The sequence below is a fragment of the Pseudomonas brassicacearum subsp. neoaurantiaca genome (assembly GCF_013608025.1).
Classification (GTDB): Bacteria; Pseudomonadota; Gammaproteobacteria; order Pseudomonadales; family Pseudomonadaceae; genus Aquipseudomonas.
On record NZ_VDLV01000027.1, the window covers coordinates 101,488 to 123,576 of the forward strand.

Below are 22,089 nucleotides of genomic sequence, written 5' to 3' on the forward strand. Positions count from 1 at the left end.
TGCCAATGATCGCCCATATTTGCCCGACTCGTCGCATAATGTCGGCTTAATCGGCCGCCCGCCTAATCTACCTTTTTCCGTGGGGCTAACCATGCACGTACTGGTCTGCGAAGACGATGAGTTGATTGCCAGCGGCATCGTTGCCGGGCTCACGGCTCAAGGCCTGACCGTCGAGCACGTCGCCACCGCATCGGCGGCCCGCGCGATGGTCGGCGTGGCGACGTTCGACGTCATGGTATTGGACCTGGGCCTGCCGGATGAAGACGGCCTCAAGTTGCTCAAGCAACTGCGCCAGCAAGGCCTGGAAATGCCTGTGCTGATCCTCACCGCGCGGGATTCGGTGACTGACCGTGTCGATGGCTTGCAGGCCGGGGCCGATGACTACTTGCTCAAGCCTTTCGACCTGCGCGAACTGGCGGCGCGCTTGCACACGCTGCTGCGGCGCGTGGCTGGGCGCAGTGTCAACCTGATCGAACATGGCCGCCTGACCTATGACCCGAGCAGCCGGGAAACCACATTGGCCGGCCAGCCGGTGGACTTGTCCCGCCGCGAGCAGTCGTTGTTGCAGGCGTTGCTGCACAGCCGTGGCCGGGTACTCTCCACCGAGCAGCTCAAGGACAGCGTCTATGGCTTCAACGACGAGCTGGAAAGCAACGCCCTGAACGTCCATATCCATCACCTGCGGCGCAAGTTGGGCAACGGGATTGTCGAGACGGTGCGCGGCCTGGGTTATCGCCTGGGGCCGGCCGATGGCGGGGAATCCTCCAAGTGATCAGCCTGCGACTGCGCTTGAGCCTGACCCTCGGCGCGGCCTTTACCCTGATCTGGGCCTTGGCTGCGGCATGGATGCTCAGCGACCTGCGCAACCAGATGATGTTCTCCCTCGACCAACGCCTGGTGGCCTCGGCGCGGATGGTCGCCGGGTTGCTGGAGCAGTTGCCGCCGGTTCCGAGCAAAGGTGAAGGCACCCATTTCAGCGCCGAGCAATTGAATGTCCCGGGCGGCATGGCCTGCCAGGTCAGCTCCCTGCGCGGGGAAATTCTCGCGCGCAGCCATGACACCCCGGGGCAGCCCCTGGAAGCCGAGAAAATGGGCTTCCACGACCAGATGATCGATGGCGCACCATGGCGCAGCTTCACCTTGGCCCGAGGTGACTTGCGCATCACCACCGCCGACCGCCAGATCGAGCGCGAGGCCTTGAACCTGTCGGTGCTGCTGGCGGCCTCGGTGCCGGTCGGCGTGGCCTTGCTCGGTTGCCTGTGCCTGCTGTGGCTGGGCATCGGCCAGGGCCTGGCGCCGCTCAACCGCATGCGCGATGCACTGACGCGGCGCAACGCCGATTCCCTCGAGCCGCTGCAGATTCATCCACTGCCCAGCGAGTTGCGGCCCTTGCTGGAAACCCAGAACCAGTTGCTCCTGCGCATCGGCAAGACCATCGAGCGCGAGCGACGGTTGACCGGCGATGCCGCCCATGAACTGCGCAGCCCGCTGACGGCCATCAAGACTCACCTGCAAGTGGCGCGCATGACCGACGGCGCCGCCCGTGACCAGTCCCTGGCCCGGGCGGAAGAGGGCGCCGACCGGTTGCATCGCACGCTGGAACAACTGTTGCTGCTGGCCCGGGTGGAGGGCAGCCTGTCGTTCGATGACGGGGTGCAATGCAACGCCGAGCAGGTTGCGCGGCTGGCCATCCAGGACGCGACCGGCGGCGCGCCCCAGCGGATCAGGTTGCAGGTGTCGCCTCAACTGACCGATGCGCCTGTGCAGATGCCGGCGGTGCTGTCCATCGCCGCGCTGCGTAACCTGTTGGAAAACGCCTTGCGCCATACGCCGGACGATACTGACGTCGAGCTGAACCTGGAAATGGTTGGCCAGCGCGTGCGTTTCCAAGTGCGCGATCACGGCCCTGGCATCGCTGCCGACGATATCCAACACCTGACCCAGCGCTTCTGGCGCAATGGCCAGAGCAATGGCTGCGGGCTCGGGCTGGCAATTGTCCAAGCCATCGTCCAGCGTTGCGGCTGTGGCCTGCAATTCGACAGCCGCCCGGACGGGCTGCGGGTCGAGTTGACCGTGCCGGTACAACTATCGCCCGGTTCGTAGATAACCCGTGGCGAGGGAGCTTGCGCCCGCTGGACCGCGCAGCGTGCCCAAACCTGTGGGCTTGATTCATCTGACAGTCCGCGTGTCCTGGCTTGAGGGGCTGCTCCGCAGCCCAGCGGGAGCAAGCTCCCTCGCCACGGTCTTCACTCGGCAGTAAATCCTTGCCTCGCTGATGCGTTTCCACAACAAGGAAACCTGCATGTGCGCTTCGGAATGCGCACCTGCCCGGTGCGCCTTTTGGTCACTCATCCCGGGGTCGAGAACATGCCAGTCACCAGTCCTGTCCAAGCACCGCCAGCACGGGTCAGCCCTGCGCCGGTCGAGACGCTTTACCAATTCAACGAATCACCCTTGCTGGCTCGTCAGAGCCGCCAGGAATCCAATGCCCGCAGCTATCCACGGCGAATCCCCCTGGCCCTCAAGCGCGCCAAGGGTCTGTACGTAGAAGATGTCGAGGGCCGCACGTTCATCGATTGCCTGGCCGGCGCCGGCACGCTGGCGCTGGGGCACAACCACCCGGTGGTGATCGAGGCGATCCAGCAAGTGCTCGCCGATGAATTGCCCCTGCATACCCTGGACCTGACCACGCCAGTCAAGGACCGCTTTGTCCAGGACCTGTTCGGCCTGTTGCCGCCGGCCCTCGCCGCCGAAGCGAAAATCCAGTTTTGCGGACCCACCGGTACCGACGCGGTGGAGGCGGCGCTCAAACTGGTCCGCACCGCAACGGGGCGTAGTACGGTGTTGTCGTTCCAGGGCGGTTATCACGGGATGAGCCAGGGCGCGTTGAGCCTGATGGGCAGCCTGGGGCCGAAGAAACCTTTGGGGGCCTTGCTCAGCAATGGCGTCCAGTTCATGCCGTATCCCTACGATTACCGCTGCCCGTTCGGACTGGGCGGTGCGGAGGGGATCAAGGCCAACCTGCATTACCTGGAAAACCTGTTGAACGATCCTGAGGCCGGCGTGCAATTGCCAGCAGCGGTCATCGTCGAAGTGGTGCAGGGCGAGGGCGGTGTCATACCGGCCGACCTGGATTGGCTGCGCGGCCTGCGGCGAATCACCGAGCAGGCCGGGGTGGCGCTGATCGTCGATGAAATCCAGAGTGGCTTTGGCCGGACCGGCAAGATGTTCGCGTTCGAGCACGCCGGAATCATTCCGGACGTGGTCGTGCTGTCCAAGGCGATTGGCGGCAGCCTGCCGCTGGCGGTCGTGGTGTATCGCGACTGGCTCGACACCTGGCTGCCGGGAGCCCATGCCGGGACTTTCCGCGGCAACCAGATGGCCATGGCCGCCGGTTCGGCGGTGATGCGCTACCTGGTGGAGCACAACTTGTCGGCCCACGCCGCCGCCATGGGTGAGCGCTTGAGCGAGCACTTGCACATCCTGCAGCGGGATTTCCCGCAGTTGGGCGACATTCGCGGTCGCGGGCTGATGCTTGGCGTCGAGTTGGTGGACCCGACCGGCAAGCCGGACGCCCTGGGACATCCGCCGGTTCATGCACGCCTGGCGCCACGGTTGCAGCGTGAATGCCTCAAGCGCGGATTGATCCTCGAGCTGGGTGGCCGACAGGGCGGGGTGGTGCGTTTCCTGCCGCCGTTGATCATTACCGCAGCGGAAATCGACCGGGTCGCCGAGATTTTCCGGCGCGCCCTGGAAGCCGCCGTCGCCGATGCCTAATTTTGAGCCGGCCCGGTACGTTCCTTTTCATACCTTGGCAGCGCCGATGGCGCGGCAAACCTTGAGCAACGACGGAGAAACACCATGACTTCAGTATTCGACCGCGAGGACATCCTCTTCCAGGTCGTGGTCAACCACGAAGAACAATATTCGATCTGGCCAGACTACAAGGCCGTTCCGGAAGGCTGGCGCGCCGTCGGCAAAAGCGGCTTCAAAAAGGAATGCCTGGCCTACATCGAAGAGGTCTGGACCGACATGCGGCCGTTGAGCTTGCGCAAGAAGATGGAAGAGCAGGCGGCGGCTCACTGAATGAAGAACCTGTGGCAGCAAGGAGGCCTTCCACAGGAGGGATGTGGAATACAAACCCTGCAGTAACATCAGAACCCTGTGGGAGCGAGCTTGCTCGCGATGGCGGCGGATCAGCAATATCAACGCTGGCTGACACTCCCCAATCGCGAGCAAGCTCGCTCCCACAGGGGCTGGCGTTACCCGTTACTGCTTTACCAGAAAATCAATCAACGCCCGTGCCGCCGCTGGCAATTGTCGATGGGGCGGGTAGATGATTGAAAACGGTCGGCTGCGCCCACCGAAGTCCTCGAGCAATTCCACCAGTTCCCCTCGCTCGACTCGTTCCCGGACGATGAATTCATAGGTCTGGCAGATCCCCAGTCCGGCCTGTGCCAGGGAAACGATGCCCAGCACGTCGTCGGACACTTGAACATTGCCTGTCGGCAACCATTCCCGGTCTTCCTGATTGTCACGGAACAGCCATGGGGCGACGCGTCCGCTGCTGGGCATCACGAAGGGCAGGCAGGCGTGGGCGGCCAGTTCGTCGAAGTGCCTGGGCGTGCCGGCATGCTCCAGGTAGCGCGGCGCGGCCACCAGGCAGAGGCGGGCGTCTTCCAGTTTGCGGCCGACCAATCCGCTGTCCGGCAGCGGCCCGAGGCGGATCGCCAGGTCATACCCTTCGGCCACCAGGTCGACGTTGCGGTTGGTGATGCTCAGCTCGACCCGCACCTGCGGGCACGCCTGGGCGAAACGTGAGAGCAGCGCTGGCAGGCGGTAATGGCCATAGGTGGTTGGCACGCTCAGGCGCACGCGACCGGTCAACACGCCATCCTGGCCCTGGATTCGCCGTTCGGCATCGTCAATCAGGGCAAAGGCCGAGCGGGACTGTTCCAGGTACAACGTTCCGGCATCGGTCAGGTTCAGCCGGCGCGTCGTGCGGCGCAACAGTTGCACCCCGAGCCGGGCTTCGAGGCGCGAGATGGCGCGGCTCAAGACCGAAGGCGTGGTCCCGAGCGCCACGGCGCCGGCGCTGAGGGTGCCTTTTTCCACGACGGTGACGAAGGCTTCCACGTCGGCCAAATGATCGAATCGACGGGCCATTATTGCCTCCAGAGGCCAAGTGATGTTCCTGGCGGCCAGTTTATCGCCGGCAGGCGCATCAATACAGTGAGCGCATCTTTTATCGAAGCGGAGTCATCATGAAGAAGCTCACTACCTTGGCAACGTCTGTCGTTCTGGCAGGCATCAGTGCCGCAGCCCGTGCCGACAACGTGCTCGTGGTTCTGTCGGACGCCGATCATCTGGATCTGAAAAATGGCCAGGTCTTCTCCACCGGCTTCTACCTCAACGAGTTGCTACAGCCGGTGAAACTGTTGCTGGACGCCGGTCACCACGTGACCTTTGCCACTCCCGAGGGCAGGGCGCCGACCTTGGACCGCTCCTCGGTGGACAAGATGTATTTCAATAACGACGCGGCGGAGCTCGAGCGCTACCAGGCATTGCTGGCCCAGCTAAAAATCACCTCCTCCGAGGAGTCGCCGGTGATCAGCCTGGCCCGTGTCGAGCAAATGGGCCTGGATCGGTTCGATGCGCTGTACATTCCCGGCGGGCACGCGCCGATGCAGGATCTGCTCACCAGCGCGCCGCTGGGCCGGGTATTGACGTATTTCCATGGCAAAGGCAAGACCACCGCGCTGGTTTGCCACGGGCCGATAGCCTTGTTGTCGACGCTACCCGATGCCAGCGGCTTCGTCGGCCAGTTGACCGCCAAGGGCCAGGCCTCGGCCCAGTCCGGCTGGATCTACGCCGGGTACAAAATGACGGTGATCAGTAACCAGGAAGAAGAATTGGCCAAGGGGCTGCTGGGCGGCGGGGCCATGAAATTCTACCCACAGAGTGCATTGGAGCAGGCGGGCGGCCAATACAGCAGCAATACGTCGCCGTGGACGTCCCATGTGGTGACGGATCGGGAGTTGATCACCGGCCAGAATCCGGCGTCGGCGCTGGAGGTGGGGCAGGCGTTGGTCAAGCGGTTGAAACGCTGATTCAAGAACACCACCGAGTCCCTGTGGAAGACTCACCTGTGGGAGCGAGCTTGCTCGCGATTGCGGTTCGTCAGCAGCATCAGTGTTGGCTGACACTCCGCTATCGCGAGCAAGCTCGCTCCCACAGGGTTTTGTTGTGTCGCGGGTTTACTTGAACCGCCGCTCCACCCCTTTCTCCACCAGGATCTTCGCCGATATCTCTTCCACGGAAAAATGCGTGGAGTTGATGTGGGGAATGTTCTCCCGCCGGAACAGGTTTTCCACCTCGCGCACTTCGAATTCGCACTGGGCGTAGCTCGAATAGCGGCTGTTGGGCTTGCGCTCGTTGCGGATCGCGGTGAGGCGGTCCGGGTCGATGGTCAGGCCGAACAGCTTGTGCTGGTGGGCGCGCAGGGCGCTGGGCAGTTGCAGGCGCTCCATGTCGTCTTCGGTCAGCGGATAGTTGGCCGCGCGGATGCCGAATTGCATCGCCATATACAGGCACGTCGGCGTCTTACCACACCGCGACACACCCACTAGGATCAGGTCGGCCTTGTCGTAATAATGCGTGCGGGCGCCGTCGTCGTTGTCCAGCGCGAAGTTGACCGCCTCGATCCGCTCCATGTAGTTGGAGTTGTGGCCAATGGAGTGGGACTTGCCGACCGAGTAGGAGGAATGCTCGCTCAGCTCCTGCTCCAGGGGCGCCAGGAACGTGGAAAAAATGTCGATCATGAAACCATTCGACGTTGCAAGAATCTCACGGATGTCTTGATTGACGATGGTGTCGAAGATGATCGGCCGGAAACCGTCGGTTTCGGCGGCTTTATTGATTTGCTGTACCATGGCCCGCGCCTTGTCGACGCTGTCGATGTACGGACGTATGAATTTGGCGAAGGTTATGTTTTCGAACTGTGCCAACAGGCTTTGGCCTAGCGTTTCGGCCGTGATGCCGGTGCCGTCGGAGATAAAGAAAGCAGATCGTTTCATTTGCGCCTTGGGCCTTAAGCTAGTGAGCTAGTCACGATTCTTGGATATGATAGGCGCGATTTGCCGGCCGCCCTTGGCCCGCATTCTCACTTATTTTCCAGGTCCAGGCCATATCGCCGGCAAGCGCTCCCCTGGAGTCGCCGGTGCCTTGAGCTTTTCCAACACAGTTAGTGGAGAGATCACCTTGGTAGAGTACGTAGTTTCCCTCGATAAGCTCGGCGTCCATGATGTAGAGCATGTGGGGGGCAAGAACGCATCCCTGGGCGAGATGATCAGTAACCTCGCCGGCGCTGGCGTCTCGGTGCCAGGTGGCTTCGCCACGACCGCCCAGGCTTATCGTGATTTCCTGGAACTGAGCGGCCTGAACAAGCAGATCCACGATGCGCTCGATGCCCTGGACGTCGATGACGTCAACGCCCTGGCCAAGACCGGTGCCCAGATCCGCCAATGGATCATGGAAGCCGAGTTCCCCGAGAAACTGAACGCCGAGATCCGCACCGCTTTCGCCAAGCTCTCCGAAGGCAACCCCGACATCGCCGTCGCCGTGCGCTCTTCGGCCACCGCCGAAGACTTGCCGGACGCCTCGTTCGCGGGCCAGCAGGAGACCTTCCTGAACATCCGTGGCGTGGAAAACGTCATCCGGGCCGCCAAGGAAGTCTTCGCCTCCCTTTTCAACGACCGTGCCATTTCCTACCGCGTGCACCAGGGCTTCGACCACAAGCTGGTCGCCCTGTCCGCCGGTGTGCAGCGCATGGTCCGTTCCGAAACCGGCACTGCCGGCGTGATGTTCACCCTCGACACCGAGTCGGGCTTCCGTGACGTCGTGTTCATCACCGGCGCCTACGGCCTGGGTGAAACCGTCGTACAAGGCGCGGTGAACCCGGATGAGTTCTATGTCCACAAAGGCACGCTGGAAGCCGGTCGCCCGGCCATCCTGCGTCGCAACCTGGGCAGCAAGGCGATCAAGATGGTCTACGGCGACGAAGCCAAGGCCGGTCGTTCGGTCAAGACCGTCGACGTCGACAAGGCCGACCGCGCGCGCTTCTGCCTGACCGACGCCGAAGTCAGCGAGCTGGCCAAGCAGGCGATGATCATCGAGAAGCACTACAAGTGCCCGATGGACATCGAGTGGGCCAAGGACGGTGACGACGGCAAGCTGTACATCGTGCAGGCCCGTCCGGAAACCGTGAAGAGCCGCACCCAGGCCAACGTCATGGAGCGCTACCTGCTCAAGGAAACCGGCACCGTGCTGGTGGAAGGTCGCGCCATTGGCCAGCGCATCGGCGCCGGCAAGGTGCGGATCATCAAGGACGTCTCGGAGATGGACAAGGTCCAGGCCGGCGACGTATTGGTGTCCGACATGACCGACCCGGACTGGGAACCGGTGATGAAGCGCGCCAGCGCCATCGTCACCAACCGCGGCGGCCGCACCTGCCACGCGGCGATCATCGCCCGTGAGCTGGGTATTCCGGCCGTGGTCGGTTGCGGCAACGCCACCGAGTTGCTGAAGGATGGCCAGGGCGTGACCGTTTCCTGTGCCGAAGGCGACACCGGCTACATCTTCGAAGGCGAGCTGGGCTTCGACATCAAGAAAAACTCCGTGGACGCCATGCCGGAGCTGCCGTTCAAAATCATGATGAACGTCGGCAACCCGGACCGCGCCTTTGACTTCGCGCAGTTGCCGAACGCCGGCGTGGGCCTGGCCCGCCTGGAGTTCATCATCAACCGCATGATCGGCGTGCACCCCAAGGCACTGCTGAACTACGACGGCCTGCCGCAGGAAATCAAGGACAGCGTCGACAAGCGCATTGCCGGCTACGACGATCCGGTCGGTTTCTATGTCGAAAAACTGGTTGAAGGTATCAGCACCCTGGCGGCGGCGTTCTGGCCGAAGAAAGTCATCGTGCGCCTCTCGGACTTCAAGTCCAACGAATACGCCAACCTGATCGGCGGCAAGCTCTATGAGCCGGAAGAAGAGAACCCGATGCTGGGCTTCCGTGGTGCTTCGCGCTACATCAGCGAGTCGTTCCGCGATTGCTTCGAGCTCGAATGCCGTGCCCTCAAGCGCGTGCGCAACGAGATGGGCCTGGACAACGTCGAGATCATGGTGCCGTTCGTGCGGACCCTCGGTGAAGCGAGCCAGGTGGTCGACCTGCTGGCGGAAAACGGCTTGGCCCGTGGTGAAAACGGCTTGCGCGTGATCATGATGTGCGAGCTGCCGTCCAACGCAATCCTGGCCGAGGAATTCCTCGAATTCTTCGACGGCTTCTCCATCGGTTCCAACGACCTGACCCAGCTGACCTTGGGCCTGGACCGAGACTCCGGCATCATCGCCCACCTGTTCGACGAGCGTAACCCGGCGGTCAAGAAGCTGCTGGCCAATGCCATCGCCGCCTGCAACAAGGCTGGCAAGTACATCGGCATCTGCGGCCAGGGCCCTTCGGACCACCCGGACCTGGCCAAGTGGCTGATGGAGCAGGGCATCGAAAGCGTTTCATTGAACCCGGACTCCGTCCTGGAAACCTGGTTTTTCCTGGCTGAGGGTCAGGCTTCGGCCTGATCGAGTGAAGGGGCCTCACCGGAATATCGGTTGGTGGAATCCACCGTGGCGAGGGAGCTTGCTCCCGCTTGAGTGCGAAGCACTCATAGAAGGTCTGCTGCGCAGCCCAGCGGGAGCAAGCTCCATCGCCACCGTTTCCTCTCAGTAGTATTCGGTCAGATGGCCCCTTTTGATTTGAAATAGGGCGGGCTCCACAAGGAAACCGCCCTTTTTTGTGCAAGAAGATCATGCAAAGCAGCAGCAATCTATTTCCCGTCGCCCTGATCAGCGCCGAGCGGCGCGGTGATCTGAGCGAAGATGTCTATCGCCTCAAACCTGGCAACAGCCCGGACTACAGCGTCGAGCTGGCCGTCACCCGGCTGGGTATGGCCGATGCCGGCGAAACCCGTGGTGTCCCGGTAATCCTGCTGCACGGCAGTTTTTCCAACCGACGCTTCTGGTACTCGCCCAAGGGCCTCGGCCTGGGAGCGTACCTGGCTCGCCTGGGCTTCGATGTCTGGATTCCCGAGATGCGTGGCCATGGGTTGTCCCAGCGTAACCAGGGCTATCGCAACAACCGCGTGGCTGACTACGCCCGTTATGACCTGCCGGCGATCGGCGCCTTTGTGCGCGAGCAAAGTGGACAAGTGCCGCACTGGGTTGGCCATTCCTTGGGCGGTATCACCTTGGCGGCAGCCCTGGGTGGCCATTACCTGGGCGAGCCCGCCATGGCGTCGGCGGCATTTTTCGGTACCCAGGTCAGCCGCACCTATTGGCCGTTGAAAATCCCGCCGGTGGAATGGAGCGGGCGCTTCATTCTCAAGCGTTTCGCGCAATTGTCCGGCTCAAGGCTCAAGCGCGGACCGGAAGATGAACCCATTGGCCTGGCCCTGGAGAGCATGCGTTGGTATGGCCTGTTCGGGCGTTTCGGCGATGCCGAGAAGAACTGGTGGGCAGGCCTGGCCGATGTGCAGGTGCCGGTATTGGCGGTGAGCGCTGCCAACGATCATCAGGATCCCACCTGGGCTTGCCGCAAACTGTTCGAACAGATCGGTTCCGAGCACAAGCAGTTTGTCTGCCTGGGGCGGGAACAGGGTTTCACCAGTGATTTTGGCCATGTCGAGATGCTCGTCAGCAAGGCCGCGCAAACGGAGGTCTGGCCGCTGGTGGCGCGCTGGCTGCAAGACCAGCAGGCGTCATTGCTGCCGGATCAGCCCAGGCTGGCCGAAGCGGTCTGATACCGAGGCTCTGGCCAGGGGCATTTCGCTCTGGCCGGCTTGCGGCTAAGATATGACGCGCTACGTTGTTCCGGTCACAAACGGTTGTTCATTCAGCCAGACGTTCAAGCCCAGCAGGAGTTGTTCGATGAACCATTACCTCACGCCCGACCTGTGCGATGCCTACCCGGACCTGGTGCAAGTCCTGGAGCCGATGTTCAGCAATTTCGGTGGCCGCGATTCCTTCGGCGGTGAAATCGTGACCATCAAGTGCTTCGAGGACAATTCGCGGGTCAAGGAACAGGTTGAACTCGACGGCAAGGGCAAGGTGCTGGTTGTCGATGGCGGTGGATCCCTGCGCCGGGCGTTGCTGGGCGACATGCTGGCTGAAAAGGCTGCGAAAAATGGCTGGGAAGGGCTGGTGATCTACGGTTGCATCCGCGATGTCGACGTCATTGCCCAGACCGACCTTGGCGTCCAGGCACTGGCCAGCCACCCGATGAAGACTGATCGGCGTGGCGTCGGCGAGCTCAATGTGGCAGTGACCTTCGCTGGCGTGACGTTCCGTCCGGGCGAGTATGTCTATGCCGACAACAACGGCGTGATCGTCTCGCCGAGCCCGCTGAAAATGCCTGAATAAGCGTCTTGACCATAAGGGATGAGGATGTTCGAGGAAGAAAACGCGCAATGGGGGCTGGTGCATGCCCTGGTGCTGGACGGTAAAGGCGGCGCGCGTTCAATAGCCCGGACCGAACTTGACGATCTGCAGTTGCAGGCCCATGAAAGCCTGTGGCTGCATTGGGATCGCAGTCATCCGCAAACTCATACGTGGTTGCGCAAATCCAGTGGCTTGAGTGAGTTCAATTGCGATCTGCTGCTGGAAGAGAACACCCGGCCGCGCCTGCTGCCGCTGCCCAACGCCGAGCTGCTGCTGTTTTTGCGCGGAATCAACCTGAACCCGGGTGCCGAGCCGGAAGACATGGTCTCGGTGCGCATCTTCGCCGCCGCCCAGCGGGTGATTTCCCTGCGGCTGCGTCCGTTGCGGGCCACCGATGAGCTGTTGGCCGAATTGGCCGAAGGGAAGGGGCCGAGGACGGCGTCGGAACTCATCCTTTATATGGCGCAATACCTGACCAACAAAGTGCAGGATCTGGTGACGTGCCTGTCCGAAATCGTCGATACCGAGGAAGAAAAACTCGACACCGACGAACGGTACACCCCCGAGCATGACGCTATCTTGCACATCCGCCGAAGGGCCGCCGGACTGAAGCGATTCCTGGCGCCGCAGCGGGACATTTTCGGGCAGATGTCACGGATAAAGTTGCCCTGGTTCGTCGAGGACGATGGCGATTACTGGAATGAATTGAACAACAGCCTGACCCGTTATCTCGAGGAGCTGGAGTTGACCCGAGAGCGCGTGGGGCTTGTGCTGGAGGCGGAGGACCGGCGTCTTTCGGTGCGCATGAACCGCACCATGTACCGCTTCGGCATCATCACCGGAATTTTCCTGCCGATGAGTTTTCTCACCGGGCTGCTGGGCATCAACGTCGGCGGCATTCCGTTTTCCGCGAGCCCCTACGGCTTCGTGGTCGCCTGCCTGCTGATGGTCTGCGTGGCCCTGGGGCAATGGTGGCTGTTCCGCCGTTTGCGTTGGGTGTGATGGGATTTCATGTGACCCGACGAAATTTGATCGCGTCTTCCACAGACATCACGAGAGGTGCGTATGCACGATCCGTTTGAACAGTCTCTGCGCGACATGCTCAAGGCCTCGCCGTCCAGCCGGGACGATGACGCTTGCCTGGGCCGTGTACTCAAAACCGCCAACCGCCAGGTCGGCGCTGGCGATCTGTTCAGTCTGCTGGGCCGTTGGCTGCCCGCGCTGATGATCGCCCTGAACAACGGGTCGGCCCACGTCTCGCCGGTTTCCCGTCGCAAACCTGTTACTCGCACCGCTGATAAGGCTGACTGAATATGGAACTCGATCTCTGGACCCAGAGCCTCGTCACGGCAATGACCGCGTTGTGGACCAAGGTGGCTAATTTCATTCCCAATCTGTTCGGCGCCCTGGTGGTGCTGTTGTTGGGCTTCGTCGTGGCCAAGCTGCTGGACACGCTGCTGTCCAAACTGCTCGCCAAATTGGGTCTTGATCGCCTGATGGGCGGCACCGGCCTGACCAAGCTGTTGTCCCGTGGCGGCATCCAGGTGCCAATCTCGACGCTGGTGGGCAAGATCGTCTATTGGTTCGTGCTGCTTATATTCCTGGTTTCCGCCGCTGAGTCCCTTGGTCTTGAACGCGTTTCGGCGACCCTCGACATGCTGGCGCTGTATTTGCCGAAGGTCTTCGGTGCCGCGCTGGTGCTGCTGGTCGGCGTGCTGCTGGCGCAACTGGCCAACGGGTTGGTACGCGGCGCAGCCGAAGGCGTCGGTCTGGATTACGCCGCCGGCGTGGGGCGAATCGCCCAGGGCCTGGTGATCATCATCAGTATTTCGGTCGCGATCAGTCAGTTGGAGGTCAAGACAGACCTGCTCAACCATGTGATCGTGATTGTCTTGATTACCGTTGGTCTGGCGGTCGCGCTGGCAATGGGGTTGGGAAGCCGGGAAATCGCCGGCCAGATTCTTGCGGGAATCTATGTGCGTGAACTGTATGAGGTTGGGCAACAAGTGCGTGTTGGCGAGGTCGAAGGCCAGATCGAAGAGATCGGCACGGTGAAAACCACATTGCTGACCGAGGAGGGCGAGTTGGTGTCGCTTTCCAATCGGATCCTGCTGGAACAGCATGTGAGTAGCCGCTAACCCGGCAAATCCTGCTAATGTATGCCGCCGCAAAATGCCTGTCATCGCAGATTGCGGCGCACATTGACCTAGACTGTCGGCCCGACTTGTTTTGAACAAACCCCAATCGCTATCCACGCGCTACGACCCCCGTGATCTCTCCGATGAGGAGTTGGTTGCGCGCGCGCATACGGAGCTGTTCCACGTAACACGCGCTTATGAAGAATTGATGCGGCGTTACCAGAGGACATTATTTAACGTTTGTGCACGGTATCTTGGGAACGATCGCGATGCTGACGATGTCTGTCAGGAGGTGATGCTGAAGGTGCTGTACGGCTTGAAGAACTTCGAGGGGAAATCGAAGTTCAAGACGTGGCTATATAGCATCACCTACAACGAATGCATCACACAGTATCGCAAGGAACGGCGAAAGCGTCGGTTGATGGACGCGTTGAGCCTTGACCCTCTCGAGGAAGCGTCTGAAGAAAAGGCGCCCAAACCTGAGGAAAAGGGCGGACTGGATCGCTGGTTAGTTTATGTGAACCCGATCGACAGGGAAATTCTGGTGCTACGATTTGTCGCAGAACTGGAATTCCAAGAGATCGCAGACATAATGCACATGGGTTTGAGCGCGACAAAAATGCGTTACAAGCGCGCTCTTGACAAGCTGCGTGAGAAATTTGCAGGCATTGCTGAAACTTAGTTCGGCGCAAATATCTCTTACGTGTAGGCAAGTTCTGATAGACTTGCCGCCGAGTTGTCCCCCGGTTTGCGGGACTGCTTCACAATCACCAGATGGGGATTTAACGGATGAAACTGAAAAACACCTTGGGCTTTGCCATTGGTTCTCTTATTGCCGCCACTTCGTTCGGCGCTCTGGCACAAGGCCAAGGCGCAGTTGAAATCGAAGGCTTCGCCAAGAAAGAGCAATTCGACAGCGCTCGTAACTTCAAGAACAACGGCAACCTGTTCGGCGGTTCGGTTGGTTACTTCCTGACCGACGACGTAGAACTGCGTCTGGCTTACGACGAAGTGCACAACGCACGCACTGACGACGGCACCAACGTCAAGGGCGCCAACACCGCTCTGGACGCTCTGTACCACTTCAACAACCCAGGTGACATGGTTCGTCCTTACGTCTCTGCCGGTTTCTCGGACCAGAGCATCGACCAGAACGGCAGCAACGGTCGTAACCGTTCTACCTTCGCCAACGTTGGCGGCGGCGCCAAGCTGTACTTCACCGAGAACTTCTACGCCCGTGCCGGCGTTGAAGCTCAGTACAACATCGACCAGGGCGACACCGAGTGGGCTCCTAGCGTCGGTATCGGTGTGAACTTCGGTGGCGGTTCCAAGCCTGCTGCTGCTCCAGTTCCAGCACCAGCTGAAGTCTGCTCCGACAGCGACAACGATGGCGTGTGCGACAACGTCGACAAGTGCCCTGACACCCCAGCCAACGTAACCGTTGACGCTGATGGCTGCCCAGCTGTTGCTGAAGTCGTACGTGTTGAGCTGGACGTCAAGTTCGACTTCGACAAGTCTGTTGTTAAAGAAAACAGCTACGGCGACATCAAGAACCTGGCTGATTTCATGAAGCAGTACCCATCCACCAGCACCACTGTTGAAGGTCACACTGACTCCGTCGGTCCTGACGCTTACAACCAGAAGCTGTCTGAGCGTCGTGCAAACGCCGTCAAGCAAGTTCTGACCAACCAGTACGGTGTTGAATCGTCCCGCGTTCAGTCTGTTGGCTACGGCGAATCCCGCCCAGTTGCCGACAACGCCACTGAAGCTGGTCGTGCAGTTAACCGTCGCGTAGAAGCGCAGGTTGAAGCCCAAGCTAAGTAATTAGCCCGAAGCTTTGGAAAAACCCGGCCCAGGCCGGGTTTTTCTTTGCCTGGGATTTGTACAGGGGGCATAGAACCTGTGGGAGCGAGCCTGCTCGCGAAGGCCACCATACTGCCGACTTATCTCCCCCGGCGTATGCAGATCCAACTGTGGGAGCGAGCTTGCTCGCGATGGCTGTGTGTCAGTCATTGTATGTGTGACTGAACCACCGCCATCGCGAGCAAGCTCGCTCCCACAGGTTTTGGAGTTGTCTTTTAGAGGGCTGAAGCCTGCGCGAAGGCAGGTGGGGAGACGGCCAATTCGGCAGCAGCGGCCACCGCACCAATCACCAGGATCGCCGGACTCTTGAGTTGAAACGCACCGGCATCGATTTCCATCGAGGCCAGGTCGCTGCGGCAGTCGCGCTGATGAGGCAGGGAAGCGTTTTCGATCATGGCCACGGGCGTATCCGCCGCGAGGCCGCCGGCCAGCAATTGCTCACGGATTTCGCTGAGTTTTGCCACGCCCATGTACACCACCAAGGTGGTTCCGCCTTTTGCCAACGCTTGCCAGTTCAAGCTGCTGCCATCCTGGGTGTGGGCGGTGACCAGCGTCACGCCCCGCGCAACGCCGCGCAACGTCAGGGGAATGTCGCACTGGGTCGCCCCCGCGAGGCCAGCGGTGATGCCGTTGACCAGTTCCACCTCAACACCATGCTCGCGCAGCCACTGCGCTTCTTCACCGCCCCGGCCGAAAATGCACGGGTCGCCGCCCTTGAGGCGTACCACGCATTTGCCCTGGCGGGCATAACGCAGCATCAACCGGTGAATGAACGCCTGAGGGGTCGAGCGGCAGCCGCCGCGCTTGCCCACGGCAATGATGCGCGCACCGGGGCAGTGCTCCAGCACCGCGTCGTTGACCAGGTCATCGATCAACACCACGTCGGCTTCGCGCAAGGCGCGCACGGCTTTGAGGGTCAGCAATTCAGGGTCGCCGGGACCCGCACCTACCAGCCAGACTTTTGCGTTCATAGTGTTTTCCTCACGATATCGCGGCCACCGGTTGCGCGGTGGCAACCAGCAAACGCTTGATTTCCGGTACACAGGAGCCGCACTGCGTGCCGCAGCCCAGCTCCTTCTTCAGGCCCTGCAAATCCAGGCCACGCTCGATGCCTGCGCACACCGCTCGCTGGCTGACATTCATGCAGTTGCACAGCGTCTTCCCGCCGCCCACGGCGGCGCCGGCGTTGCCCGGTGGTGCACTCAAAGGCGCCAGCAGCCAACGCCGCAGTTGCTCGTCGGCGCGACCTTCCAGCCACAGGTTCTGCAGCCAATGCCGAGCCACGGTTTCGCCGGCCAGGCGTATGGCGGTGATACGGCCGTTTTCGATCCGCACCCGTTTACCGATGGCGCGACGCGGATCGTCGTAGGCCAATACCGGCCCTTCGATCAGTCCCAATTGTTCGTCAATCGCCTTCAACAGTTGTGTTTCGGGCGCAACGGCACTGGCGGCGCGAATCAGCAACGCGGGACGTTCACGACCGGTCAGGCTAAGGCTGACGTAGGCAAACGCCTCGCACAGTGGGCGCAACGTCTCCAAATGCTGTTGAACATCGCCTTCGACCAAGGCGAAAAGTTGCCAGGGCAGGTCGACTGCTTCCAGGCGTACTCCGCTGTGCTTGAGCTCTGGCTGTTTGGATAGCGGATCGAATGCCGGCTGGGTCAGGGTATTGACCCCACCCTTGAGAAACCGGTCGCCCCAATGCATGGGCAGGAACGCCTGGCCGGGACGCACGCTTTCGTCGCTGTCGACGGCGACGATCAGGCTGCCGCGACGACTCTTGAGGCTGACCAGATCACCGGCTTGCAGGCGATGGCGAATCAATTCATCGGGATGCAGGCTGAGCACCGCTTCGTTCACATGGCCAAACAACTGTGCGGCGGTACCGGTTCGGCTCATGCCGTGCCACTGGTCACGCAAGCGACCGGTGTTCAAGGTCAACGGGTAGCGGGCGTCACGCAGTTCCTTGGCGGCGCGATAAGGGTCAGCGATGAATCGGGCACGGCCGCTTTCGGTAGGAAAAATCCCATCCACGTACAAACGGGCGGTGCCGACCGTGGCACCCTCGCGGAAAGGCCATTGCTGGGGGCCGAGTTGATCGATCAGCGCATGGCTGATGCCGGACAGGTCCAAGTCGCGACCACGGGTCAGTTGCTTGTATTCATCGAACAACTGGGCCGGCGCGTCGAAGGCGAACAGGCTGGATTGCCCCGGGCGCAGACGTTTCTCCAGGCGTTGTGCGAAATCCACTGTGATCGCCCAGTCAGGTCGCGCTTCACCCGGTGCGTTGATTGCCCGGCGAACGTGGGAAATGCGCCGTTCGGAGTTGGTCACCGAACCTTCCTTTTCGCCCCAACTGGCCGCCGGCAGCAGCAGGTCGGCGAATGCGGCGGTTTCGGTGGTGCGGAAAGCTTCCTGCAGAACCACGAACGGGCAGGCTTGCAGGGCTTCGCGTACGGCGGCTTGGTCAGGCATCGACTGTGCCGGGTTGGTGCAGGCGATCCACAGGGCCTTGATCTTGCCGCTGCGCACTTGTTCGAACAGTTCGATGGCGCTTGATCCGGTGGTCGCGGGCAGTTGGTCGACGCCCCAGTAATCGGCCACTTCAGCGCGATGTTCCGGGTTGGCGGCTTCGCGATGGCCCGGCAGCAAGTTTGACAGGCTGCCGGTTTCCCGGCCGCCCATGGCGTTGGGCTGGCCCGTCAATGAGAACGGCCCCGCGCCCGGCCGGCCGATTTGGCCGGTGGCCAGGTGCAGATTGATCAGCGCGCTGTTTTTCGCGCTGCCGGAGGTGGATTGGTTCAGGCCCATGCACCACAACGACAGGAAACTGGGCGATGTGCCGACCCATTCGGCGCATTGATGCAGTTGCTCGACACTGATACCGCAGAGTTGAGCGACCATGGTGGGTGTGTAGTCGCGCACCAGATTTTTCAGGTCCGCGAGGCCTTCGGTATGGGCCTTGATGAAGCTGCGGTCGATCCAGTCTTCCCACAGCAACAAATGCAAAATCCCATGGAACAGCGCGACATCGGTGCCCGGCAGAATCGCCAGGTGCAGGTCCGCCAGGTCGCAAGTGTCGGTGCGCCGAGGGTCGATGACGATGATTTTCATCTCTGGTCGGCGGGATTTCGCCTCTTCGAGGCGACGAAACAGGATCGGATGGGCGTAGGCCATGTTACTGCCCACGATCATCACGCAGTCGCTCAGTTCAAGGTCTTCATAGCTGCACGGCGGGGCGTCGGCGCCCAGGCTGCGCTTGTAGCCCACCACGGCAGAGGACATGCAAAGCCGCGAGTTGCTGTCGATGTTGTTGGTGCCGACCAAGGCCCGGGCGAGTTTGTTGAAAGCGTAGTAATCCTCGGTCAGCAGTTGGCCTGAGATGTAGAACGCCACGCTGTCCGGGCCGTGCTCGGCGATGGTCTCGGCGAACACGCTGGCGGCGTGGTCCAGGGCGCTGTCCCAGTCGGTGCGGCTGCGAGCCAGGCCTTTGCCCAGGCGCAGCTCGGGGTAGAGCGCGCGTGCGGCGAGGTCGCCGGTCAAGTGCAGCGTCGAACCCTTGCTGCACAATTTGCCAAAGTTGGCCGGATGGGCGGGATCGCCGCTGACGCCGAGGATGCGCTCGCCGTCATGCTCGATCAGCACGCCGCAACCGACCCCGCAATAACAGCAGGTCGAGGCGGTGGTCTGGCGGCTCATCAGCTTGCGTCCCGCAGGGCCAGCAACACGCGACCGTTCTCGACCCGTGCCGAATGGTGATGGGCACAACCCACGTCCGGGGCCTGGGCCAGGCCGGTTTCCAAGTCGATCTGCCAGTTATGCAGCGGACAGGCCACGCGTTTACCGTAGATCAAACCCTGGGACAGCGGGCCGCCCTTGTGCGGGCAACGGTCGTCGAGTGCGAAAACTTCATCGTCGCTGGTACGAAAAATTGCGATGTCGCCTTTCGGGCCATTGATGATGCGCGAGCCCAGCGCGTTGATTTCTTCCAGCGCGCAGATATCCAGCCAGTTCATGCCGGCACCTCCAGGTTCTTGACGGGGATGATCTCGAACTCTTTCTTCAATTGGGGCTGTTCCAACCGCTGTTTCCAAGGGTCCTGTTCCAGCGACAGGGAAAACTTCAAGCGTTCATGGAGCGCTTTGCGCCGCTCCGGGTCTTCCAGCACGGCTTTCTTGATGTGCTCCATGCCGACCCGCTGCATGTAATGCACAGTGCGTTCAAGGTAGAAGGCCTCCTCGCGGTAGAGCTGCAGGAAAGCACCGTTGTATTCGCGCACTTCTTCAGCGGTCTTGAGCTTGACGAAGAACTCGGCGACCTCGGTCTTGATCCCGCCGTTGCCGCCGATGTACATCTCCCAGCCGGAATCGACGCCGATGATTCCTACGTCCTTGATGCCCGCTTCCGAGCAGTTGCGCGGGCAACCGGAGACGGCCAGTTTCACCTTGTGCGGCGACCACATGTTGAACAGGTCGTGCTCCAGTTCGATCCCCAACTGAGTGGAGTTCTGCGTGCCGAAGCGGCAGAACTCGCTGCCCACGCAGGTTTTCACGGTGCGGATGGATTTGCCGTAGGCGTGGCCGGACGGCATGTCGAGGTCTTTCCACACGCCGGGCAGGTCTTGCTTCTTGATGCCCAGCAGGTCGATGCGCTGGCCGCCGGTGACCTTGACCATGGGCACGTTGTATTTGTCGGCGACGTCGGCAATGCGCCGCAGTTCGGACGGGTTGGTCACGCCGCCCCACATCCGCGGGACCACGGAATAGGTGCCGTCTTTCTGGATGTTGGCGTGGGCGCGTTCGTTGATCAGGCGCGACTGTGGATCATCGTGGGCTTCGCCGGGCCAGGTGGAAATCAAGTAATAGTTCAACGCAGGGCGGCAAGTGGCGCAGCCATTCGGGGTGCGCCAGTTCAGGTAGCTCATGGTCCCGGCGATGGTCAGCAGGTGCTCGTCGCGGATCGCCTGACGGATCTGGCCATGGTTGAGGTCGCTGCAACCGCAGATGGCTTTCTCGCTTTTCGGCTTCACATCCGCCGCGCCGCCGACGGTGTTGATCAGGATCTGCTCCACCAGCCCGGCGCAAGAGCCGCAGGAACTGGCGGCCTTGGTGTGTTTTTTCACGTCATCGACGCTGAACAGTCCGTGTTCCTGGATCGCCTTGACGATGGTGCCCTTGCACACGCCGTTGCAGCCGCAGACTTCGGCGGTGTCGGCCATGCTCATGGCTTTGTCCTGGCCTTGATGTCCTACGTCGCCCAGGGCGTTTTCCCCGAACATCAGGTGATCGCGGATCTCGCTGATGGCGTGATTCTCACGGATCTGACGGAAATACCAGCCGCCATCCGCCGTATCGCCGTACAGACAGGCACCGACCAGCACGTCATCCTTGATCACCAGTTTTTTGTAGACGCCGCCGATCGGGTCGGAAAGGGTGATGGTCTCGGTGCCTTCGCCGCCCATGAAGTCGCCGGCGGAGAACAGGTCGATACCGGTGACTTTCAATTTGGTCGACGTGACCGAGCCTTTGTAAGTTGCGAAGCCCAGTTGTGCGAGGTGGTTGGCGCAGACCTTGGCCTGTTCGAACAACGGCGCTACCAGGCCGTAGGCGGTGCCGCGATGGCTGGCGCATTCGCCGATGGCGTAGATGCGCGGGTCGTAGGTTTGCAGGGTGTCGTTGACCAGGATCCCGCGGTTGCACGGGATGCCGGATTTTTCCGCCAGTTCGGTATTGGGGCGGATACCGGCGGCCATCACCACCAGGTCGGCAGGAATGATGTCGCCGTTCTTGAACTGGACCGAGCCGACCCGGCCATTGCCGGCGTCGTGCAGGGCCTGGGTCTGTTCGCAGAGGCGGAATTTCAGGCCACGGTTTTCCAGCGCGGTTTGCAGCAGCTGACCGCTGGTCTTGTCCAGCTGCCGTTCCAGAAGCCATTCGCCGATGTGCACGACGGTCACGTCCATGCCGCGAAGCTTCAAGCCGTTGGCGGCTTCCAGGCCGAGCAGGCCACCTCCGATTACCACGGCGTGCTTGTGGGTCTTGGCGGTGTTGATCATCGCCTGGGTGTCGGCGATGTCGCGGTAGCCGATCACGCCGTCCAGGGTGTTGCCGGGGATCGGCAGGATGAACGGCGTGGAGCCGGTGGCGATCAGCAAGCGGTCGTATTCGGCTTCGCTGCCGTCTTCGGCGATGACCCGGCGCTTGACCCGGTCGATCTCCACGACCTTGCGGTTGAGCAGCAGCTTGATGTTGTTGTCCAGGTACCAGCTCAGGTCGTTGAGCACGATCTCTTCGAAGGTTTGCTCACCGGCCAGCACGGGCGAGAGCAGGATGCGGTTGTAGTTGGTGTGGGGCTCGGCACCGAACACCGTGATGTCGTAGAGCTCGTTGCTCAGCTTGAGCAGTTCCTCGAGGGTTCGAACCCCGGCCATACCGTTGCCGATCATCACCAGTTTGAGTTTTTTCATCAGGGTTCTCCGCGGGCTCAGGCCTGTCTCATCACGGCGGTCAGGCTGGCTCGGCAATTTTTTCGAAAACAAAAAAAGGCGTCTCGCTAGCAAGCTAGCGAGGACGCCTTTGTCCTGGTCCCGTTCTCTCGG

General features: G+C 61.4%; 19 protein-coding genes. 13 read left to right on the forward strand and 6 right to left on the reverse strand.

The genetic code is table 11. The features are described 5' to 3' along the window. Positions 1-91 precede the first annotated feature (91 nt). From FHK92_RS16095 to FHK92_RS16110, 4 genes are all read left to right on the forward strand, one after another. Positions 92-772 carry a response regulator gene (locus tag FHK92_RS16095; protein ID WP_181288928.1) on the forward strand — a complete coding sequence of 227 codons (681 nt, stop codon included), beginning with the start codon at positions 92-94 and terminating at the stop codon, positions 770-772. After that, on the forward strand, positions 769-2,103 hold the full coding sequence (locus FHK92_RS16100; protein WP_181288929.1) for a sensor histidine kinase: 1,335 nt from the start codon (positions 769-771) through the stop codon (positions 2,101-2,103). Before FHK92_RS16095 ends, FHK92_RS16100 begins: the two co-directional genes overlap by 4 nt. A gap of 264 nt (positions 2,104-2,367) precedes the next feature. Then, positions 2,368-3,777: an aspartate aminotransferase family protein gene (locus FHK92_RS16105; RefSeq protein WP_181288947.1), complete on the forward strand. Its 1,410-nt coding sequence runs from the start codon at positions 2,368-2,370 to the stop codon at positions 3,775-3,777. 84 nt (positions 3,778-3,861) lie between these two features. Next, positions 3,862-4,086, forward strand: coding sequence for an MbtH family protein (locus FHK92_RS16110; RefSeq protein ID WP_181288930.1), 225 nt, complete (start codon positions 3,862-3,864; stop codon positions 4,084-4,086). A 183-nt stretch (positions 4,087-4,269) separates the two neighbouring features. On the opposite strand, the gene FHK92_RS16115 is transcribed toward FHK92_RS16110, so the two are convergent. Beyond that, positions 4,270-5,166, reverse strand: a complete 897-nt coding sequence (locus tag FHK92_RS16115) for a LysR family transcriptional regulator (RefSeq protein ID WP_181288931.1) — start codon at positions 5,164-5,166, stop codon at positions 4,270-4,272. 98 nt (positions 5,167-5,264) lie between these two features. Here FHK92_RS16115 and FHK92_RS16120 point away from each other — a divergent pair, with 98 nt between their 5' ends. After that, complete coding sequence (locus FHK92_RS16120; protein ID WP_181288932.1) at positions 5,265-6,110, forward strand: type 1 glutamine amidotransferase domain-containing protein; 846 nt, start codon at positions 5,265-5,267, stop codon at positions 6,108-6,110. 147 nt (positions 6,111-6,257) lie between these two features. Here FHK92_RS16120 and ppsR read toward each other — a convergent pair whose 3' ends face one another. After that, positions 6,258-7,076 (reverse strand): posphoenolpyruvate synthetase regulatory kinase/phosphorylase PpsR, encoded by an 819-nt coding sequence (gene ppsR / locus FHK92_RS16125; protein WP_003199510.1) that lies wholly within the window; start codon positions 7,074-7,076, stop codon positions 6,258-6,260. 184 nt (positions 7,077-7,260) lie between these two features. On the opposite strand from ppsR, the gene ppsA reads away from it, so the two are divergent. The 8 genes from ppsA (at position 7,261) to FHK92_RS16165 (ending at position 15,452) form a co-directional block, all read left to right on the forward strand. Continuing rightward, positions 7,261-9,636, forward strand: a complete 2,376-nt coding sequence (ppsA, locus tag FHK92_RS16130) for a phosphoenolpyruvate synthase (RefSeq protein ID WP_181288933.1) — start codon at positions 7,261-7,263, stop codon at positions 9,634-9,636. A 227-nt stretch (positions 9,637-9,863) separates the two neighbouring features. Continuing rightward, on the forward strand, positions 9,864-10,853 hold the full coding sequence (locus tag FHK92_RS16135) for an alpha/beta fold hydrolase (protein WP_181288934.1): 990 nt from the start codon (positions 9,864-9,866) through the stop codon (positions 10,851-10,853). Positions 10,854-10,980: 127 nt separating this feature from the next. Beyond that, the gene (gene rraA / locus FHK92_RS16140; RefSeq protein WP_030141937.1) at positions 10,981-11,472 is read left to right on the forward strand and encodes a ribonuclease E activity regulator RraA; all 492 of its coding nucleotides are present in this window, start codon (positions 10,981-10,983) and stop codon (positions 11,470-11,472) included. 24 nt (positions 11,473-11,496) lie between these two features. Continuing rightward, positions 11,497-12,492 (forward strand): zinc transporter ZntB, encoded by a 996-nt coding sequence (locus FHK92_RS16145; RefSeq protein WP_181288935.1) that lies wholly within the window; start codon positions 11,497-11,499, stop codon positions 12,490-12,492. Positions 12,493-12,555: 63 nt separating this feature from the next. Next, the gene (locus FHK92_RS16150) at positions 12,556-12,801 is read left to right on the forward strand and encodes a hypothetical protein (RefSeq protein WP_014337331.1); all 246 of its coding nucleotides are present in this window, start codon (positions 12,556-12,558) and stop codon (positions 12,799-12,801) included. Positions 12,802-12,803: 2 nt separating this feature from the next. Then, entirely contained in the window at positions 12,804-13,628 is an 825-nt protein-coding gene (locus FHK92_RS16155; protein WP_003199523.1) for a mechanosensitive ion channel family protein, read from the forward strand. Positions 13,629-13,719: 91 nt separating this feature from the next. Beyond that, on the forward strand, positions 13,720-14,310 hold the full coding sequence (gene sigX, locus FHK92_RS16160; protein ID WP_025212681.1) for an RNA polymerase sigma factor SigX: 591 nt from the start codon (positions 13,720-13,722) through the stop codon (positions 14,308-14,310). A gap of 107 nt (positions 14,311-14,417) precedes the next feature. Beyond that, positions 14,418-15,452 carry an OmpA family protein gene (locus tag FHK92_RS16165; RefSeq protein WP_181288936.1) on the forward strand — a complete coding sequence of 345 codons (1,035 nt, stop codon included), beginning with the start codon at positions 14,418-14,420 and terminating at the stop codon, positions 15,450-15,452. Between the two features lie 254 nt (positions 15,453-15,706). Here FHK92_RS16165 and cobA read toward each other — a convergent pair whose 3' ends face one another. Genes cobA through nirB form a run of 4 tightly spaced genes read right to left on the reverse strand, consistent with a single transcriptional unit; the run spans position 15,707 to position 21,957 of the window. Continuing rightward, positions 15,707-16,462 carry a uroporphyrinogen-III C-methyltransferase gene (gene cobA, locus FHK92_RS16170; protein ID WP_181288937.1) on the reverse strand — a complete coding sequence of 252 codons (756 nt, stop codon included), beginning with the start codon at positions 16,460-16,462 and terminating at the stop codon, positions 15,707-15,709. A gap of 10 nt (positions 16,463-16,472) precedes the next feature. Further along, on the reverse strand, positions 16,473-19,190 hold the full coding sequence (locus tag FHK92_RS16175) for a nitrate reductase (RefSeq protein WP_181288938.1): 2,718 nt from the start codon (positions 19,188-19,190) through the stop codon (positions 16,473-16,475). Beyond that, positions 19,190-19,507, reverse strand: coding sequence for a nitrite reductase small subunit NirD (gene nirD, locus FHK92_RS16180; protein WP_181288939.1), 318 nt, complete (start codon positions 19,505-19,507; stop codon positions 19,190-19,192). Before nirD ends, FHK92_RS16175 begins: the two co-directional genes overlap by 1 nt. Beyond that, positions 19,504-21,957, reverse strand: a complete 2,454-nt coding sequence (gene nirB / locus FHK92_RS16185) for a nitrite reductase large subunit NirB (protein WP_181288940.1) — start codon at positions 21,955-21,957, stop codon at positions 19,504-19,506. Before nirB ends, nirD begins: the two co-directional genes overlap by 4 nt. Positions 21,958-22,089: the final 132 nt, after the last annotated feature.

Coding starts and splice junctions, on each gene's coding strand:
- FHK92_RS16095 (WP_181288928.1), top strand. CDS start 92: ATGCACGTACTGGTCTGCGAAGACGATGAGTTGATTGCCAGCGGCATC.
- FHK92_RS16105 (WP_181288947.1), top strand. CDS start 2,368: ATGCCAGTCACCAGTCCTGTCCAAGCACCGCCAGCACGGGTCAGCCCT.
- FHK92_RS16110 (WP_181288930.1), top strand. CDS start 3,862: ATGACTTCAGTATTCGACCGCGAGGACATCCTCTTCCAGGTCGTGGTC.
- FHK92_RS16115 (WP_181288931.1), bottom strand. CDS start 5,166: ATGGCCCGTCGATTCGATCATTTGGCCGACGTGGAAGCCTTCGTCACC.
- FHK92_RS16120 (WP_181288932.1), top strand. CDS start 5,265: ATGAAGAAGCTCACTACCTTGGCAACGTCTGTCGTTCTGGCAGGCATC.
- ppsR (WP_003199510.1), bottom strand. CDS start 7,076: ATGAAACGATCTGCTTTCTTTATCTCCGACGGCACCGGCATCACGGCC.
- FHK92_RS16135 (WP_181288934.1), top strand. CDS start 9,864: ATGCAAAGCAGCAGCAATCTATTTCCCGTCGCCCTGATCAGCGCCGAG.
- rraA (WP_030141937.1), top strand. CDS start 10,981: ATGAACCATTACCTCACGCCCGACCTGTGCGATGCCTACCCGGACCTG.
- FHK92_RS16145 (WP_181288935.1), top strand. CDS start 11,497: ATGTTCGAGGAAGAAAACGCGCAATGGGGGCTGGTGCATGCCCTGGTG.
- FHK92_RS16150 (WP_014337331.1), top strand. CDS start 12,556: ATGCACGATCCGTTTGAACAGTCTCTGCGCGACATGCTCAAGGCCTCG.
- FHK92_RS16155 (WP_003199523.1), top strand. CDS start 12,804: ATGGAACTCGATCTCTGGACCCAGAGCCTCGTCACGGCAATGACCGCG.
- FHK92_RS16165 (WP_181288936.1), top strand. CDS start 14,418: ATGAAACTGAAAAACACCTTGGGCTTTGCCATTGGTTCTCTTATTGCC.
- cobA (WP_181288937.1), bottom strand. CDS start 16,462: ATGAACGCAAAAGTCTGGCTGGTAGGTGCGGGTCCCGGCGACCCTGAA.
- FHK92_RS16175 (WP_181288938.1), bottom strand. CDS start 19,190: ATGAGCCGCCAGACCACCGCCTCGACCTGCTGTTATTGCGGGGTCGGT.
- nirD (WP_181288939.1), bottom strand. CDS start 19,507: ATGAACTGGCTGGATATCTGCGCGCTGGAAGAAATCAACGCGCTGGGC.
- nirB (WP_181288940.1), bottom strand. CDS start 21,957: ATGAAAAAACTCAAACTGGTGATGATCGGCAACGGTATGGCCGGGGTT.